The organism is Nocardia pneumoniae NBRC 100136, assembly GCF_000308755.1.
Lineage (GTDB): Bacteria > Actinomycetota > Actinomycetes > Mycobacteriales > Mycobacteriaceae > Nocardia > Nocardia pneumoniae.
This window is the reverse complement of the sequence record NZ_BAGF01000150.1, coordinates 96,339-110,435: the sequence shown is the minus strand read 5'-3', so window position 1 is coordinate 110,435 and position 14,097 is coordinate 96,339. Positions and strand designations below refer to the sequence as shown.

The 14,097-nt window shown below is 66.8% G+C and carries 14 protein-coding genes; 7 read left to right on the top strand and 7 right to left on the bottom strand.

Annotated elements, in window-relative coordinates:
- Positions 1-204 precede the first annotated feature (204 nt).
- The 4 genes from ON34_RS31245 (at position 205) to ON34_RS38245 (ending at position 1,794) form a co-directional block, all read left to right on the top strand.
- Positions 205-408, top strand: a complete 204-nt coding sequence (locus ON34_RS31245; RefSeq protein ID WP_040786536.1) for an MFS transporter — start codon at positions 205-207, stop codon at positions 406-408.
- 50 nt (positions 409-458) lie between these two features.
- The gene (locus ON34_RS31240) at positions 459-794 is read left to right on the top strand and encodes a spore germination protein GerW family protein (RefSeq protein ID WP_040786533.1); all 336 of its coding nucleotides are present in this window, start codon (positions 459-461) and stop codon (positions 792-794) included.
- A gap of 142 nt (positions 795-936) precedes the next feature.
- Entirely contained in the window at positions 937-1,620 is a 684-nt protein-coding gene (locus ON34_RS31235; RefSeq protein WP_040786530.1) for a hypothetical protein, read from the top strand.
- Positions 1,621-1,668: 48 nt separating this feature from the next.
- Entirely contained in the window at positions 1,669-1,794 is a 126-nt protein-coding gene (locus tag ON34_RS38245; RefSeq protein ID WP_281032473.1) for a hypothetical protein, read from the top strand.
- 422 nt (positions 1,795-2,216) lie between these two features.
- Here ON34_RS38245 and ON34_RS31230 read toward each other — a convergent pair whose 3' ends face one another.
- A complete protein-coding gene (locus ON34_RS31230; RefSeq protein ID WP_157172537.1) occupies positions 2,217-2,507 on the bottom strand; it encodes a hypothetical protein in 291 nt (96 codons plus the stop codon).
- 781 nt (positions 2,508-3,288) lie between these two features.
- Here ON34_RS31230 and ON34_RS31220 point away from each other — a divergent pair.
- From ON34_RS31220 to ON34_RS31210, 3 genes are all read left to right on the top strand, one after another.
- Positions 3,289-3,732, top strand: a complete 444-nt coding sequence (locus ON34_RS31220; protein WP_040786524.1) for a pyridoxamine 5'-phosphate oxidase family protein — start codon at positions 3,289-3,291, stop codon at positions 3,730-3,732.
- Between the two features lie 115 nt (positions 3,733-3,847).
- The gene (locus ON34_RS31215; protein ID WP_040786521.1) at positions 3,848-4,096 is read left to right on the top strand and encodes a hypothetical protein; all 249 of its coding nucleotides are present in this window, start codon (positions 3,848-3,850) and stop codon (positions 4,094-4,096) included.
- Positions 4,097-4,225: 129 nt separating this feature from the next.
- Positions 4,226-5,254 (top strand): Acg family FMN-binding oxidoreductase, encoded by a 1,029-nt coding sequence (locus ON34_RS31210; protein WP_040786519.1) that lies wholly within the window; start codon positions 4,226-4,228, stop codon positions 5,252-5,254.
- 333 nt (positions 5,255-5,587) lie between these two features.
- Here the strand turns inward: ON34_RS31210 and ON34_RS36560 are convergent, their stop codons facing one another.
- The 6 genes from ON34_RS36560 to ON34_RS31185 all read right to left on the bottom strand — a co-directional run bounded on the left by ON34_RS36560 (position 5,588) and on the right by ON34_RS31185 (position 14,057).
- The gene (locus ON34_RS36560) at positions 5,588-5,731 is read right to left on the bottom strand and encodes a hypothetical protein (RefSeq protein ID WP_157172536.1); all 144 of its coding nucleotides are present in this window, start codon (positions 5,729-5,731) and stop codon (positions 5,588-5,590) included.
- Between the two features lie 383 nt (positions 5,732-6,114).
- The gene (locus ON34_RS31205) at positions 6,115-7,062 is read right to left on the bottom strand and encodes an Acg family FMN-binding oxidoreductase (protein ID WP_040786516.1); all 948 of its coding nucleotides are present in this window, start codon (positions 7,060-7,062) and stop codon (positions 6,115-6,117) included.
- 299 nt (positions 7,063-7,361) lie between these two features.
- Positions 7,362-8,105 (bottom strand): respiratory nitrate reductase subunit gamma, encoded by a 744-nt coding sequence (gene narI, locus ON34_RS31200; RefSeq protein ID WP_040786513.1) that lies wholly within the window; start codon positions 8,103-8,105, stop codon positions 7,362-7,364.
- Positions 8,102-8,737, bottom strand: coding sequence for a nitrate reductase molybdenum cofactor assembly chaperone (gene narJ, locus ON34_RS31195; protein ID WP_040786510.1), 636 nt, complete (start codon positions 8,735-8,737; stop codon positions 8,102-8,104). The genes narI and narJ overlap by 4 nt, the downstream gene beginning before the upstream one ends.
- Positions 8,734-10,428 (bottom strand): nitrate reductase subunit beta, encoded by a 1,695-nt coding sequence (narH, locus tag ON34_RS31190; RefSeq protein ID WP_040786508.1) that lies wholly within the window; start codon positions 10,426-10,428, stop codon positions 8,734-8,736. Before narH ends, narJ begins: the two co-directional genes overlap by 4 nt.
- Positions 10,428-14,057, bottom strand: coding sequence for a nitrate reductase subunit alpha (locus tag ON34_RS31185; RefSeq protein WP_218003959.1), 3,630 nt, complete (start codon positions 14,055-14,057; stop codon positions 10,428-10,430). The genes narH and ON34_RS31185 overlap by 1 nt, the downstream gene beginning before the upstream one ends.
- Positions 14,058-14,097 lie beyond the last annotated feature (40 nt).

Genomic DNA, 14,097 nt, shown 5'->3' with positions numbered 1-14,097 from the left:
CTCGATGCCAGAGCCGCCGCCAGAACAGACAGTCAGCGCCACGTAGCCGACGCGCCAGGGTCTGAGGAACCCGCCACCCGGGCCAATTCCGCAGCACGGCCGCAGCCGAACAAGCCCGGGTTACACCGCGGCTGAAACCCGCCAAGATCCCGGATTCCCGCGACGACGAGCAAGCCTCCGGCCCCACTTGAACGGCCGAGCGGCTTGACGCCAGTCGCCGCGCCCGCGATCGGGCCGACCATCGGCGGCGTCATGCTGGCGAATCTGGGCTGGGAGTGGTTGTTCCTTATCAATATCCCCTTCGGTCTGGTCGCCTTCGTCCTGGGGCGCGCCCGGATCTGTTGCCGTTTCTCCTACGATCAAGGGCCGATCGACTCTCTCGCGCGGCTGGCTGAAGCCGGACACTGAAGCACGACTGGATGGAAGCCCTGTCCAGGCGCGTGACGGGAGGAAGCACAATGAAGGTCGAAGACGTTCTCGCGTCGGCCAAGGATGCCATGGCGGTGCAACGGGTGTATGCCGAGCCGGTCGAACGGGACGGCACCACGCTGATCGCGGCGGCCGCTGTATCAGGCGGTGGCGGCGGTGGTGGAGGCAGCGACAAAGACGGACAGGAAGGATCTGGCGTCGGATTCGGCTTGGGCGCCAAGCCCGTGGGGGTCTACGTGCTGCGGGACGGGCGAGTGAGCTGGCAGCCGGCGATCGACGTCAATCGACTGATCACTGTGGTCGGCGTTGTTGCCGTGACGGCACTCCTCGTCGGTGCGCGTATTGCGAAGCGGATCGTCAGGTAGTCCATTCGCGAGATCTGTTCGCCCGAAGTTCTCACAGTGCCGGTTGCTGGCTTGCCGCGTCTCGGGACTATCGGCCCTGTCAGCGGCGGACCGCACATGTTGAGCTGGATCCAGGAGAAAGACACCTGACGGGAGGCACGACATGGGATGGACCCTTCCCCTGTTGGCGACGGGCGTCGGGGCCTTGGCGCTGCGGCATCGGATGTTGCACTGGGGCGCCACCCCGGCAGAGGTGGCGGGAGAGTATCCCGGTGACATGCTGGTGCCTGCTCCTACGGGCTGCTCGACCATGGCCACGACGCTCGAGGCGCCCCCGGAGGAGGTCTGGCGCTGGCTGGTCCAGATGGGCGCCGACCGCGCCGGCTGGTACAGCTGGGACCGTCTGGACAACGGCGGTCGGCCGAGTTCGACGCGGATCGTACCGGAATGGCAGGAGTTGCGTGAAGGTGACCGGGTCAATGCGACCGTCGACGGGCGCATGTATTTCACGGTGGCGATCGCCGATCGCCCGACGACCTTGGTGCTGCGCAGCGATCTCGCACTGCCCAGTGGCCGCCCCTTCGACCCACGCGGACCCCTTCCGCGGATGTTCACCCAAGGCGTATGGGGTTTCCACCTGACCGAGTTGCCCGGCGGACGCACTCGCCTGGTCGTGCGCACCATCGGACGCGATGCGCCTCGCCCTTTGATGTCGGTCGCCGATTTTCTGTTAGGCCAGCCCGCTCACTTGATCATGCAGGCCCGGCAGTTCGCCAATCTACGCCGCCGCATCCGCGCCGACGAGAACGCTCGAATCGATACTTCTGTAGCCGATTCCACCCCGTGAGTCCGACCGCTGTCCGGAGCCCATCCGCTCATTTCGAGCGCGAAACATGTGCTGGCCGAACGGCAGGCACGCGGTGACTTCGACGAGAACAGCTATCTGGCCGGATGCGCTCCCCGCGTGCTCGGCATCGTCGACTTCGCCCTGCGCCGAGGACACACCACGGCACGTCCCTGATCGAGGTCCATACGCGGTGCCCGGGTCGACACGGTGACCGATCGCGCCGCCGAACCATGTCCAGCTGGCCGCGCAGCGCACGGACCGGCCACGTCGATTCGCCGCGGTCATGTGTCACCTACGCGGCCGCCAACTCGAGAAATGGATGACCGCCGTCGAAACCGACGACATCCGCTGCAGAAGAGAGCTTTTGCGACGGGTGGACATCCACCCAGAGCTTCGCTGCGCGGTGGCGATGGGTTCTCCGCCGAAGCCGCTCGGGTCATCTGGCCATCCGACTGTGTTCCGATCGATGCCAGTGAGGATTTCGTTGGGCAGTTGTTGCCACCATCCACCGCGAGCCGATCCGTGAACAGGGATGCTCGGTCTCGCAGCGCCCGAAGAGCGGTAGTGAGGCCGCGACAGCGGCCCCCGAGCGAACGTCAGTCGGTCGGCTGTGGCTCCTCGGACAGGGTAGGGGAGCAGCGTTGGGCGAGGTGACGCAGGCGGAGATGCTCGAGCCGGAGCAGTGTCACGCTGGCGACGAAGCACACCGTCGTGGCTGTGGCGCCGAGGGCGATCCAGTCGGTGAATCCGTATCCGGCCGCGGTGAGTGTGGATGCCAGGCCCACTACTCCGGCGAGGAACAGCACGATGCCGGGGATGTTGTACGGGTCGGCGAGGCTGTCGCCCGGCTTGGCGTGGTAGGGCTGGCCGGATGCCATGTCGCTCACGTGTTCCTCCGATGTCGGTTCGAGCGGCCGCGGCTGGACGGATGCCGCGGCCCGGTGACCACCGTGCCTGCTGGGCGAACCTGTGAGCAGAGTCCTTCGTCCCCTGCAAGTCGGACCAAGGTCGACGGAGCCGAGGGAGACGCCGTCGGCTGGCGGCTCGGCGCGGTCTTTCGGCCGGTACGTACCCGAAGGCAATCCAATCGTGGGACTTTCGGCCCTGGTTGCCGCGGGGATCGCGCTGTTGACATTGCTGGGTGAGAGTGGGCGAATCGCGTTTGGGAGAGAGGTTGTCGTCTTGTGAGTTCGTCGGAGTTCTTCCGGACTGGGCGCGATCCGCAGGTGCGGGTGAGTACTCGCGGTGGAGTTCGGCCCATGGAGGTGACTCGATCGGCTCGCGCGATCAGCCACGCACGTGGTCGCCAGCACATCGGTGCGCTGGTGCGCGATGCCGATGGGTCAGGGCTGGCGCAGATCACTATCGAGTTGCGGAATGTGGTTGCGGGGGTCGAGGTTTCCCGTCCCGCCGCATGCGGCGCGAATTGCTGTCCTGCGCTGTGGCGGAGGCGATTCGGGTGAGGGACGCGAAGGATTATGACGCGCAACTGCTCATTGATGCCGACATCGGTGAGGACGCGATTGTCTGTTGGACTGGCCTGTTCCAGGTGCGGGTGGCTCGCCACCACCGTATGCAGCCACCGGATTCGCCACCGCCGGTACCGCTGACGGTCAATCCACATCTCGTGGGCCGAGTCGAACTCAGACGTTGCGGGGGTGCTGCGGAGTGATCGAGCAGCCGTTGAACGGTGTTGGGGATCGCGATGTCGTCGAGCTCGATCGCGCCGAGGCGATGTGGCTGCTGGAAAGCGCGCCGCTGGGGCGGGTGGTGTTCACCCGTGATGCGTTGCCTGCGATCCGTCCGGTGAATCATCTGGTGGAGGACGGTGGGGTCATCATTGTGCGTACGCAGTTGATCTCTCGGCTTTCTTCGGCCGTGCGCGGCAATTCTCCGGTGGTGGTTGCCTATGAAGCCGACGACATCGACCCGATACGCCGTGTCGGTTGGTCGGTCGTGGTGACGGGCTTGGCGCACACGATCACCGATCCCGACCGCATCGCCCGATATGAGCAGCTGCTGCATCCCTGGGTCGACAAGGTCATGGACACCGTGATCGCGATCGAACCAACCATCGTCGCCGGTATCAGACTTATCGAGAAGAGAAGGTAGCCAACCATCGGCTCGCGCTTCGCCCCTGGGGGAAACTGCCGAACTGGCTCATAGATCAGCGAGCAGGGTCCTTCGACCCTGGCGCCGGGCCGAGAGGGTTGCGCATGCTGAGCCGGTGACCGACGCAGCCATCCTCACCACCCATCGCAGCGACGCCGCCGAACACCGTTGGATCGAGGTGACCGTCGACCGGCTCTGCCTCGAGTTCGGCGATGAGGTTGCCCGGCCCTGGGTCGGGCGGGTGGTGCGGCGGTGTGTACAGGACTTGGCCGGAAGCCCGGTTGGCGGTCTGCCCGAGCTCAGCGAACGGCTGGCGCGTCAACGTTTACTCGATGGCGGCGACCGTGTGCCGCTGCAGACGTGAGCGCGGTTGTCGGCGAGCGGCAGAGCGCGCCGCATGGGATTCGACCGGGGAACGCAGGTGACGATCGGCCCTCGAGAAGCGACACAATGCCCATCCTCAACAGGCGATAGACGGCGCGACACTGGAATCATGACCGACAGCAACGCGCATCCTGCACCATCCGCGCCGGATCAGTCCACTGTGGTGGCGGCGGTCGAGTTGGCCAGCCGCGCCCCTTCGGTGCACAACACCCAGCCGTGGCGCTGGGAGTTCGACGGCGCCGAGCTTCGCCTGTACCGCGACAACGATCGGCTGCTGGTCTCCGCCGACCCGCAAGGCCGGCAACTGGTCATCAGCTGCGGAGCGGTGCTGCATCACCTGCGCACCGTGCTGGCCGCCCGCGGCTGGCACACCGACACCCAGCGCGTCCCCGACTTGGTCGGCCGCCCCGAGCTGCTGGCCAGCATCAGGTTCCGGGCTTGGCCCGACCCGCCCGAGGGTGTGCTGACCCGCGCGGCGGCCATCGAGCGCCGCCGCACCGACCGGCTGCCGATGAACCCGCCACACCGGTTCGGTGAGCTCGTGCACTCTGCACGGATGTTGACCGGTCCGCACGATGTCGAACTCGACGTCCTCGACGACAGCGCCCGCCCTCTACTTGCCGCGGCCTCCGAACAAGCCGCCGCCACTCGCCACTACGACATGGACTACCAAACCGAATTACATTGGTGGACAGGGCATTCGTTCATCACCGAAGGAGTGCCGCGCACAGCGCTGGTATCCGACGCCGAGGCTGCCCGGGTACCCATCGCCCGCACCTTCCCATCCGCCCCGCACTCCCAGCGGCGCGGCGAGATCGACGACCAGGCGCGGCTGCTGGTGCTCAGCTCGACCGGCGATACCGTCGCGGACTGGCTGCACACCGGTGAAGCGCTCTCGGCGGTACTGCTGGAATGCACCGCTGATGGGTTGGCGACCTGCGCGCTGACCCACATCACCGAACTGCCCGCCGCCCGCAAGGCAATCGACAGCGTGCTGACCAGTGCCGGTGTGCCGCAGGTCATCATCCGCGTCGGCGTCGCACCCACCGAGCCCGAACCCGGCCCACCGACACCACGGCGCCCGGTCAGCGAGATCCTCGCCATCCGCCGCGATCCTGCCGCGCCCCGGAACGACTGATCTGATCCGATAACCGCATCCCAAGCCGCTGGCCACTCCTGCTGCGCGAGCGCAGGAACAGCGACAGCGCGCGCAGCGTGGCTGGTGCGCGGATTCGAGGTGGGCAGGCCCACCTAGGGGCCAGACCGCCTGCGCACCAGCGGGAATCGTTTCGGCGAGAAGCAAGTCGGGAGTAGCCGATGAGATCGACCCAGCATTGGTGGCCGGAGCGGTGGACCGCTATGCCGGTGTGCGGACGAATACCGATTGGGGCGTAGGGCAGGATTCCAAGACAACGCTGCCGTGGTGTCAGTTTGCCCAGCGCGTCGAGAGCCTCTCGGTCGCACAGGGCGCTCAGGAAAGCTGGGCGTGCGGCTGGGCGCGCAGCACCCACACCAGGTATGTGCCGGTGACAGCGGCCATGACGGAAGCCATGAGTAATCCGCCGCCGATGCCGATCGCCGCGGTGAGGGGCCGCGGCTGCTCGGGTTGCCACAACGGGGTGGTGAAGAGCGTGAAGACCCCCGACGCGGCGACCCAGTCCAGGGGTCGCCGCGACCCTGGCGGCGGTGCTGGGCCGGGGAGCGGCCGTCGTGCCCGGCGCCAGTTGCGTGTGGGTGACGGGAGGGTGAGGTCCGAAGGTCATTTCGGCTGGGTTTCCCTGCTCTGAGCCGAGGCAGGGTGAATGGGTCACGCCCGGGGCGGCCGGTCGCACCGTCCACTGTCCGGCGGAGCACTCAACGCCGGAGCCGGTGGCGTGCACCGGTATTCGCTTCTGCAGCAGGGGCTGTGATGGATGACGACGCGCTCGAGCTGGCGCACCTGCGCGGCGGTGACGGCGACCACGTTGAAGCCGGAGTGCCCAGCCTGACGGGGTGGCCTCAGGTCTTGCGGGAGGCGAGCACTTCGGCGAGTGATCGGCGGGGCGTCATCGGCGGCGGGTCAGCGCTGCTGGGGGGCTGCCCGACCCGCAGGATGACTTGGGGGTGGGCGGTGTCGTCGAGGATGTCGTGTCGCAGCCGAGTGCGTAGTTCGGCGTTCTCGAGCGGGCCGGAGACCGGGCAGGTGGCCAGTCCGACATTGGTGGCGGTCAGCAGGACCGCGCTCATCGCCTCCCCTGCGCGGAGCCGCGCAAGCCGGTCATCGGTGATGGTGGCCAGGAGCAGAAGGTCGGAATGGTCGGGTTCTGTTGTCGCATCGGTAAGGACCGCGGCGGCCATCGTGGCCTCGGAGATGTCGGCTGCCTGGATGTGGCATGCTGCCGCCTCCTCGATGCCGCTGCAGTCTCGGATGCCGATTGCCGGATCGCTGGCTGGGGCTCGGGCCGCGGGCTGCGTCGCGACGCACAGTCGGTCATCGGCGCGTTCGCGAATCGGGCGAATCAGTGCACCCAGGGCCGCGGCGCGCTCGGTGAGTAGCCCGAGGTAGCCGGGCGGGATGATCCAGCTGCGGTAGTGTCTACGGTCGCTGCGCCGCTGGGTGATCGCGGCGCTCATGGCGATGTCCTGGCTGGTTGGCCGATGTGCCACTGTCGTCACCGCGGCCAGATGGTCCGGATCATCCGGATTCGGCATCCGGCGTACGATCGTCGCCCATCCCAGTGCGGCGAAGGCCACCGACAAGTGGTGCAACGCGGCCCCACAGCTGAGGAGCAGATCTCGCTGATGGACCTCGGTCCTGGGCAGCGCTCGCGTCCGATCCAGATAGAGGTGCACGCTGCCTCGGTCGATCTGCCAGCGCCACGGTTGGATGTTGTGTCTCGATGGCGCGCGCAGGGCCAGTGCCAACGCGGTTTCGACGATGCTGTCGTCCGGCAGTGCGCGGTCCATGGGTGTCGTTGCCCTTCGTGGTCGAGTGATTCCCCTTCACGATCCCTCGCCGCCGGGTAGCTGGGCAGAGCATGAGGACCCCTGATGAGCGGACTTCCGTTGCCGTCGTGGCTGGGACCTCGGCGCGCACCCGGCGATCTGATGACCCGGTTCGGCGAGGACTTTCGACCATCACCGGCGATGCGTGCTCGCCCCGTCCCATCTGCACAGGATGGGCAGGGCGAGCATCGGCTGCTGATCGGTGGATGTCGCCGCTTCCGGCTGGGTCCAGGCTTCGGCGCGGTGGTGGGAACCAGGGGTTATCGGACTTGTTCCCAGCCGCGTCGTGGTGCTCGGGAACCGAGTTGAGGATCGCGGCTGCGGTAGACGATGTAGGGCCGGGTGAGGTAGCCCAGTGGCAGCGAGAAGACGTGGACGAGCCGGCTGAACGGCCAGAACGCGAACAATGCCCACGCGGCCAGCACGTGCAGTTGGAAGCCCAGCGGGGCCGCGGCCATCAGTTCCGGTTCAGGTCGCAGCGAGAAGATCGACCGGAACCACGGGGAGACCGTCTCGCGATAGTCGTGGGGGTGGTCGGTGAGGTTGCCGAGCACGGTTGTCCCCAGCCCGAGCACGATGGTGCCGATCAGCAACACGTACATGATCTTGTCGTTGCGGGTGGTTGCGGAGAACACCGGCCCGACAGTGCGACGCCGGTAGATCAGGATGGCCGCCCCGCTGAGTGTGGCGGCGCCGGCTATCACTCCTAGCCCGACCGCGACGAGGTGATAGGTGTGCTCGCTGATCCCGACGGCCTCCGTCCAGGATTTCGGGATCAGCAGTCCGCCGATGTGGCCGAGGACGACCAGCAGGATGCCGTAGTGGAACAGCGGGCTTCCCAAGCGGAGCAGCCGGTTCTCGTAGAGCTGGGTGGAGCGGGTGGTCCAGCCGAACTTGTCGTAGCGGTAGCGCCACACGTGGCCGACGCAGAAGCAGGCGATCGAGGCGTAGGGGATGGCGACCCACAGCAGGATGTCCAGGGTGCTGGGGGGTTGGGTGGTCATCGGACTCCTCCCTGCGGCATGTAGTCGGAGGGGGCGAAGGGCGAGAGACCCACTTCTTCCTCCGGCGGGCCTTGCGCGGCCAACCGTGCGACCGCATCGCGTTCGTTTCGTCCCAGCGCCGGCAGGGTCGCCGACACCGAGGCCAGCACCGGCGCCCACGCCGATCCGGCTTCCCGCAGACCCAGACGCAGCAACTCCACTCCCGCGCGGTGCTCGAGGAGCAGTCGCGCGCCTGCCTTGACGTCGGCGGTCGCCGCGAATTCCAGAACCACGGCCAGATGGTCGGGCAGTTCGTCGTCGTGCAGGACCAGCCCGGCGGCACGATAGGTGTGTTTGAACCGCAGCAGCGCCACGCCGCGTTTGCGTGTGTCGCCATAGCTGAAGTAAGTCAGATACGGGCTGAATCGCTTGTGGTGGTCGAAGGTGGCGACGTAGTCGGCGGCCAGATCCACCGGATCGGTGGTTTCGGCGTGGTCGAGGAAAGCCTGCAGTGGGGCGCCGAGCAGACTCGGCAACGCCGCGCTGACCCGCCGCAGCAGCGGCAGCTGCTCGGTGAGGTGCTGGCCGGGATAGCTCATCAGCAGTGACTGTGCCTGCCAGGCGAGGATGCGGTGGGCGTCGGTGATGGTCATGGCTTCGACTCCGGTTGCGGGCCGCGAGGGGTTTGCTCTGGTGTGAGTGGTGGCCCGAAAAGACCTGGCGGACGCCCTTTTCCGTCCCAGTTGAGCAGGTTGACGCGGTGGCCCTTGTCGACTGGTGCGGCGATGGTGTCGGTGGTTTGCCGGTCACGCAACATGCGAAAGTTCTCCACCGCGATGGGGGAGGGTTCGCCTGAGCTTTCCCCGAACGGGCCCGAGCCGCCCATACCGGGGCCGCCCTCGTAGTCGAGGCTGCATTCGGTGGCCAGTTCCTCGAGCCCGTGGGCCTGTTCGGTGTGGGCGGGTGGGATCACGTAGCGCTCGTCGTATTTGGCCAGCGCCAGCAGCCGGTACATGTCATAGATCTGCTCGCCGGTCATCCCGACCTTCGCCGCGATCGCTTCCCGGGGTTCGCGGCCGAGGTTGATATCGCGCATGTAGCTGCGCATCGCGGCCAAGCGCCGCAGCACCGCCTCGACCGGTCGGGCGTCTCCGGCGGTGAACAGGCGGGCGAGGTAATCGACCGGGATTCGCAGCGCGGCGATGGCTGCGAAGAGGTTGCCGTAGTCCTCGGCGTCGTGGCCGGTGTCGCGCACGATGTCCACGACCGGCGACAGCGGTGGGATGTACCAGACCATCGGCATGGTTCGGTATTCCGGGTGCAGCGGTAGCGCCACCTGGAAGGTGTTGATCAGCGTGTAGATCGGTGAGCGCTGTGCGGCTGTGATCCAGTCGGCGGGGATGCCTGCTTGCTCGGCGGCGGCGATCACGGTGGGGTCGTTCGGGTCGAGCAGGATCGAGCGTTGGGCGTCGTACAGATCGATGTCGGCGGGCGTGGACGCCGCCTCCAGAACCCGGTCGGCGTCGTAGAGGATCAGTCCGATGTAGCGCAGCCGCCCCACACAGGTCTCCGCGCATACCGTCGGCATACCGACTTCCACGCGGGGGAAGCAGAAGGTGCATTTCTCAGCTTTGCCGGTGCGGTGATTGAAGTACACCTTCTTGTACGGGCAGCCGGAGACGCACATGCGCCAGCCGCGGCAGCGGTCCTGGTCGACGAGCACGATGCCGTCCTCGCTGCGCTTGTAGATCGCCCCGGACGGGCAGGAGGCCGCGCACGACGGGTTGAGGCAATGCTCGCAGATGCGAGGCAGATAGAACATGAACGTCTGCTCGAATTCGAAGCGGACCTTGTCCTCGATGCCCTTGCGCACCGGGTCGCGATCACCGTGGTCGGGGGCGCCGCCCAGGTTGTCGTCCCAGTTGGCCGACCAGGTGATCTTGGTGGGTTCGCCGGTGATCAGCGAACGCGGCCGCGCGACGGGGGTATGGGTCTGCGGACCTGCGGTGAGCAGGTTGGCGTAGTCGTAGGTCCACGGCTCGTAGTAGTCGGCCAGGCGTGGAAGTTTGGGATTGGAGAAGATAGTGGCCAGCTTGCGCAGCTTGCCGCCGCCAGCCAGCCGCAGCCGCCCGCGCTTGCCGAGCCGCCAGCCGCCGCGCCAGCGCTGTTGGTCTTCGTAGGTGCGTGGATACCCTTGTCCGGGACGGGTTTCGACGTTGTTGAACCAGACGTATTCCACGCCGGAGCGGTTTGTCCATGCCTGTTTGCAGGTCACCGAGCAGGTGTGGCATCCGATGCATTTGTCGAGGTTCATCACCATCGCCATCTGCGCCATGACACGCATCAGTAGCTCACCTCCTGGCTGCGGCGGCGGATCACGGTGACCTCGTCGCGTTGGTTGCCGGTGGGGCCGAGGTAGTTGAACGCGAACGACAGCTGCGCGTAGCCGCCGATGAGGTGACTGGGTTTGATCAGCAGGCGGGTCAGCGAGTTGTGGATTCCGCCGCGTTTACCGGAGGCCTCTGCGCGGGGGACGTCGATCAGTCGGTCTTGGGCGTGATGCATGTAGACAGTGCCTTCTGGCATCCGATGCGACACGACCGCGCGTGCGACCACGACGCCGTTGCGATTGACCGCCTCGATCCAATCATTATCGGCTATACCGATTTTCGTCGCGTCCCGGTCCGACATCCAGATCGTCGGACCACCGCGGGACAAGCTGAGCATGAACAAGTTGTCCTGGTATTCCGAATGTATCGACCACTTGCTGTGCGGGGTCAGATAGCGGACGGTGATGCCGAGTTCGCCGTGGTCACCGATATGCGGCTCGTCGAAGAGGGCGGTCATGTTCAGCGGCGGCCGGAAGACCGGCAGCTGTTCGCCGAGTTCGATCATCCAGTCGTGGTCGAGGAAGAAGTGCTGGCGGCCGGTAAGGGTGTGCCATGGTTTGAGGCGCTCGACGTTGATGGTGAACGGGGAGTATCGGCGGCCGCCGGTCTCGCTGCCGGACCACTCCGGGGAAGTGATGACCGGAACCGGTGCGGCTTGGGTGTCGGCGAAGGTGATCTGTTTGCCCTCGTGCTCGGCGGCCAAGTCCGCCAGCACCGTGCCCGTGCGCAGCTCGAGGGTGCGGAATCCTTGGGTGGCGAGATGCCCGTTGGTGGTGCCGGACAACGCGAGAATCGCCTCGCAGGCATGCAGATCCTTCGCCAGCGACGGGCGACCGTCAGCGGGACCGCCGCGCACGGCGCTGTTCTTCTGACGCAGGTACTCCACTTCGCGGTCGAGGCGATAGGTGATGCCCTTGGTAGTGGCGCCCAACGTCTCGGCCAGCGGTCCCAACGCCGCCATCTTCGCCGCGATCGCGGTGTAATCGCGCTCCACCACGGTCAGCCGAGGCATGGTGACACCCGGCATGGGTTCGCACTCATCGGCTTTCCAGTCCCGCACCCGCCCATGGGGGGTCGCCAGCTCATCGGGAGTGTCGTGCAGCAGCGGTGTGGCGACCACATCCTGGCGCACTCCGAGGTGGTCCGCGGCCAGCGTGCTGAACGCTTCGGCGATGGTGTGGAATGCAGCCCAGTCGGTGCGGGTCTGCCAGGGTGGGGCGATGGCGGGGTTGAACGAGTGGATGAACGGGTGCATGTCGGTGGTGCTGAGATCATGCTTCTCATACCACGTGGCCGCGGGCAGCACGACATCGGAGAACATCGTCGTGCTGGTCATCCGGAAGTCCAGCGACAGTAGCAGATCCAGCTTCCCGACCGGCGCCTGCTCATGCCACACGACATCCTTCGGCCGGGCGTGCGGCGGCGCCGGTTCGGCCCGCAACGAGGAGTCGGTGCCGAGCAGATGCTTCAGGAAGTACTCATTCCCTTTGGCCGAGGAGCCGAGCAGGTTGGCCCGCCACACGCTGAGCACGCGGGGGAAGTTGGCCGGGGAATCCGGGTCCTCGCACGCGAAGCGCAGTCGCTCGGCTTTCAACTCGGCCACGACATGGTCGGCGGCCGGGATGCCCGCGGCGGCGGCTTCGTCGGCGAGGTCGAGGGGGTTGCGATCGAAGGTGGGGTAGGACGGCATCCAGCCCAGGCGTGCGGCGTGGGCGATGACATCGGCTGTGGTCTTGCCCGCCAACTGCCCGCCCGCGCCTGCCGCGGCGAGGGTGTCGGCACTGAAGTGGTCGTAGCGGAACTGGTCGGTGTGCAGATACCAGAAGGCGGTTTGGATCATCTGCCGCGGCGGACGCGACCAGTCCAGGCCGAAGGCCAGCTGCGACCAACCAGTGACCGGGCGGCATTTCTCCTGCCCGACGTAGTGCGCCCATCCGCCGCCGTTGACCCCCTGGCAGCCGGTGAGGGTGGTCAGAGTGAGGAATGCGCGGTAGATGGTGTCGGAGTGGAACCAATGATTGGTGCCCGCGCCCATGATGATCATCGACCGGCCGCGTGATTCCTCGGCATTGGCGGCGAATTCCCGGGCGATCCGCGCGACGGCGGGTGCGGGAACGCCGGTGATCGTCTCCTGCCAGGCGGGGGTGTAGGGCTCGGTCGCGTCGTCGTAGCCGGAGGGCCAATGCCCGGGCAGGCCGTCGCGGCGCACACCGTATTGCGCCAGCAGCAGGTCGAACACGGTGGTCACCAGATGCCCGCCGATCCGACGCACCGGCACCCCACGCCGGAGGCTGCTTCGCTCGGGCAGGTCGAACCTGGGCAAGTCGAGGTTCGCGACCTCGCTGCCATAGACCGACAAAACCGGTTCGACCGGCCCGAGATCGAGATTCCAGCGGCCCGCGCCCTGTTCGCCGTAGCGGAAACCCAGCGACCCGCCGGGCACGACGGGCTCGCCGGTGGCTGCGTCGAGCAGGACGGGTTTGAACTCGGCGTGCTCACTGTCGCGGTGAGCGTCGAGGTCGGCGGCGGTCAGGAACTTGCCCGGTACATAGGAATCGCCGTGCGGCTGCAGTCGGATCAGGAACGGCAGGTCGGTGTATCGCTTGACGTAGTCGAGGAAGTACGGTGCCTGCCGTCGCACGAAGAACTCACGCAACACCACATGCCCCATCGCCATAGCGAGCGCCCCGTCGGTTCCCGGCGCCGCGGCCAGCCATTCGTCGGCGAACTTGACGTTGTCGGCGTAGTCCGGGGAGACCGCCACCACCTTCTGGCCGCGGTAGCGGGCTTCGGCCATCCAATGCGCATCCGGGGTGCGGGTCACCGGCAGGTTCGAACCCCACATGATCAGATACCCGGCGTCCCACCAGTCCCCGGATTCCGGCACATCGGTTTGATCCCCGAACACCTGCGGCGAGGCCACCGGCAGGTCGGCATACCAGTCGTAGAACGACAGCATCGTCCCACCCAGCAACGACACGAACCGCGCGCCGGAGGCATGAGAGACCATCGACATCGCCGGGATCGGCGAGAAACCCGCCACCCGGTCGGGGCCGTAATTTTTGATCGTGTGCACGTGCGCGGCAGCGACCAACTCGGCGGCCTCTTCCCAGGACGCCCGCACCAGTCCACCTTTGCCGCGAGCCGCTTTGTAGGCGCGCGCCCGCAAGGGGTCTTCGACAATGCGCGCCCACGCGGTCACTGGATCGCCGGTGGTAGCTTTGGCTTCCCGGTACATCTGCAGCAGCACCGCCCGGACATACGGGTAGCGCACCCGCGTCGGGGAGTAGGTGTACCACGAGAACGCCGCACCACGCGGGCAGCCGCGCGGCTCGTACTCTGGGCGGTCCGGCCCCACCGAGGGGTAGTCGGTTTGCTGGGTTTCCCAGGTGATGATCCCGTCTTTGACGTAGATCTTCCAGGAGCACGACCCGGTGCAGTTCACTCCGTGCGTCGAGCGCACCACCTTGTCGTGGCTCCAGCGGTCCCGGTAGAACTCGTCCGCGCCTCTGCCGCCGATCTGATACAGCGCCCGGTTGTCGTCGGAGATCTCGGCGCGGGTGAAGAACCTGCGGGTCGCCACCAGCGCGTCGGTCAATTCGGTGTCCAACCCCGCACGGCGG

Bases quoted from the DNA above. Each gene is read 5' to 3' on its own strand.
- ON34_RS31240 (WP_040786533.1), top strand. From the start codon at position 459: ATGAAGGTCGAAGACGTTCTCGCGTCGGCCAAGGATGCCATGGCGGTG.
- ON34_RS31235 (WP_040786530.1), top strand. From the start codon at position 937: ATGGGATGGACCCTTCCCCTGTTGGCGACGGGCGTCGGGGCCTTGGCG.
- narI (WP_040786513.1), bottom strand. From the start codon at position 8,105: ATGACCACCCAACCCCCCAGCACCCTGGACATCCTGCTGTGGGTCGCC.
- ON34_RS31205 (WP_040786516.1), bottom strand. From the start codon at position 7,062: ATGGACCGCGCACTGCCGGACGACAGCATCGTCGAAACCGCGTTGGCA.
- ON34_RS31210 (WP_040786519.1), top strand. From the start codon at position 4,226: ATGACCGACAGCAACGCGCATCCTGCACCATCCGCGCCGGATCAGTCC.
- narH (WP_040786508.1), bottom strand. From the start codon at position 10,428: ATGCGTGTCATGGCGCAGATGGCGATGGTGATGAACCTCGACAAATGC.
- narJ (WP_040786510.1), bottom strand. From the start codon at position 8,737: ATGACCATCACCGACGCCCACCGCATCCTCGCCTGGCAGGCACAGTCA.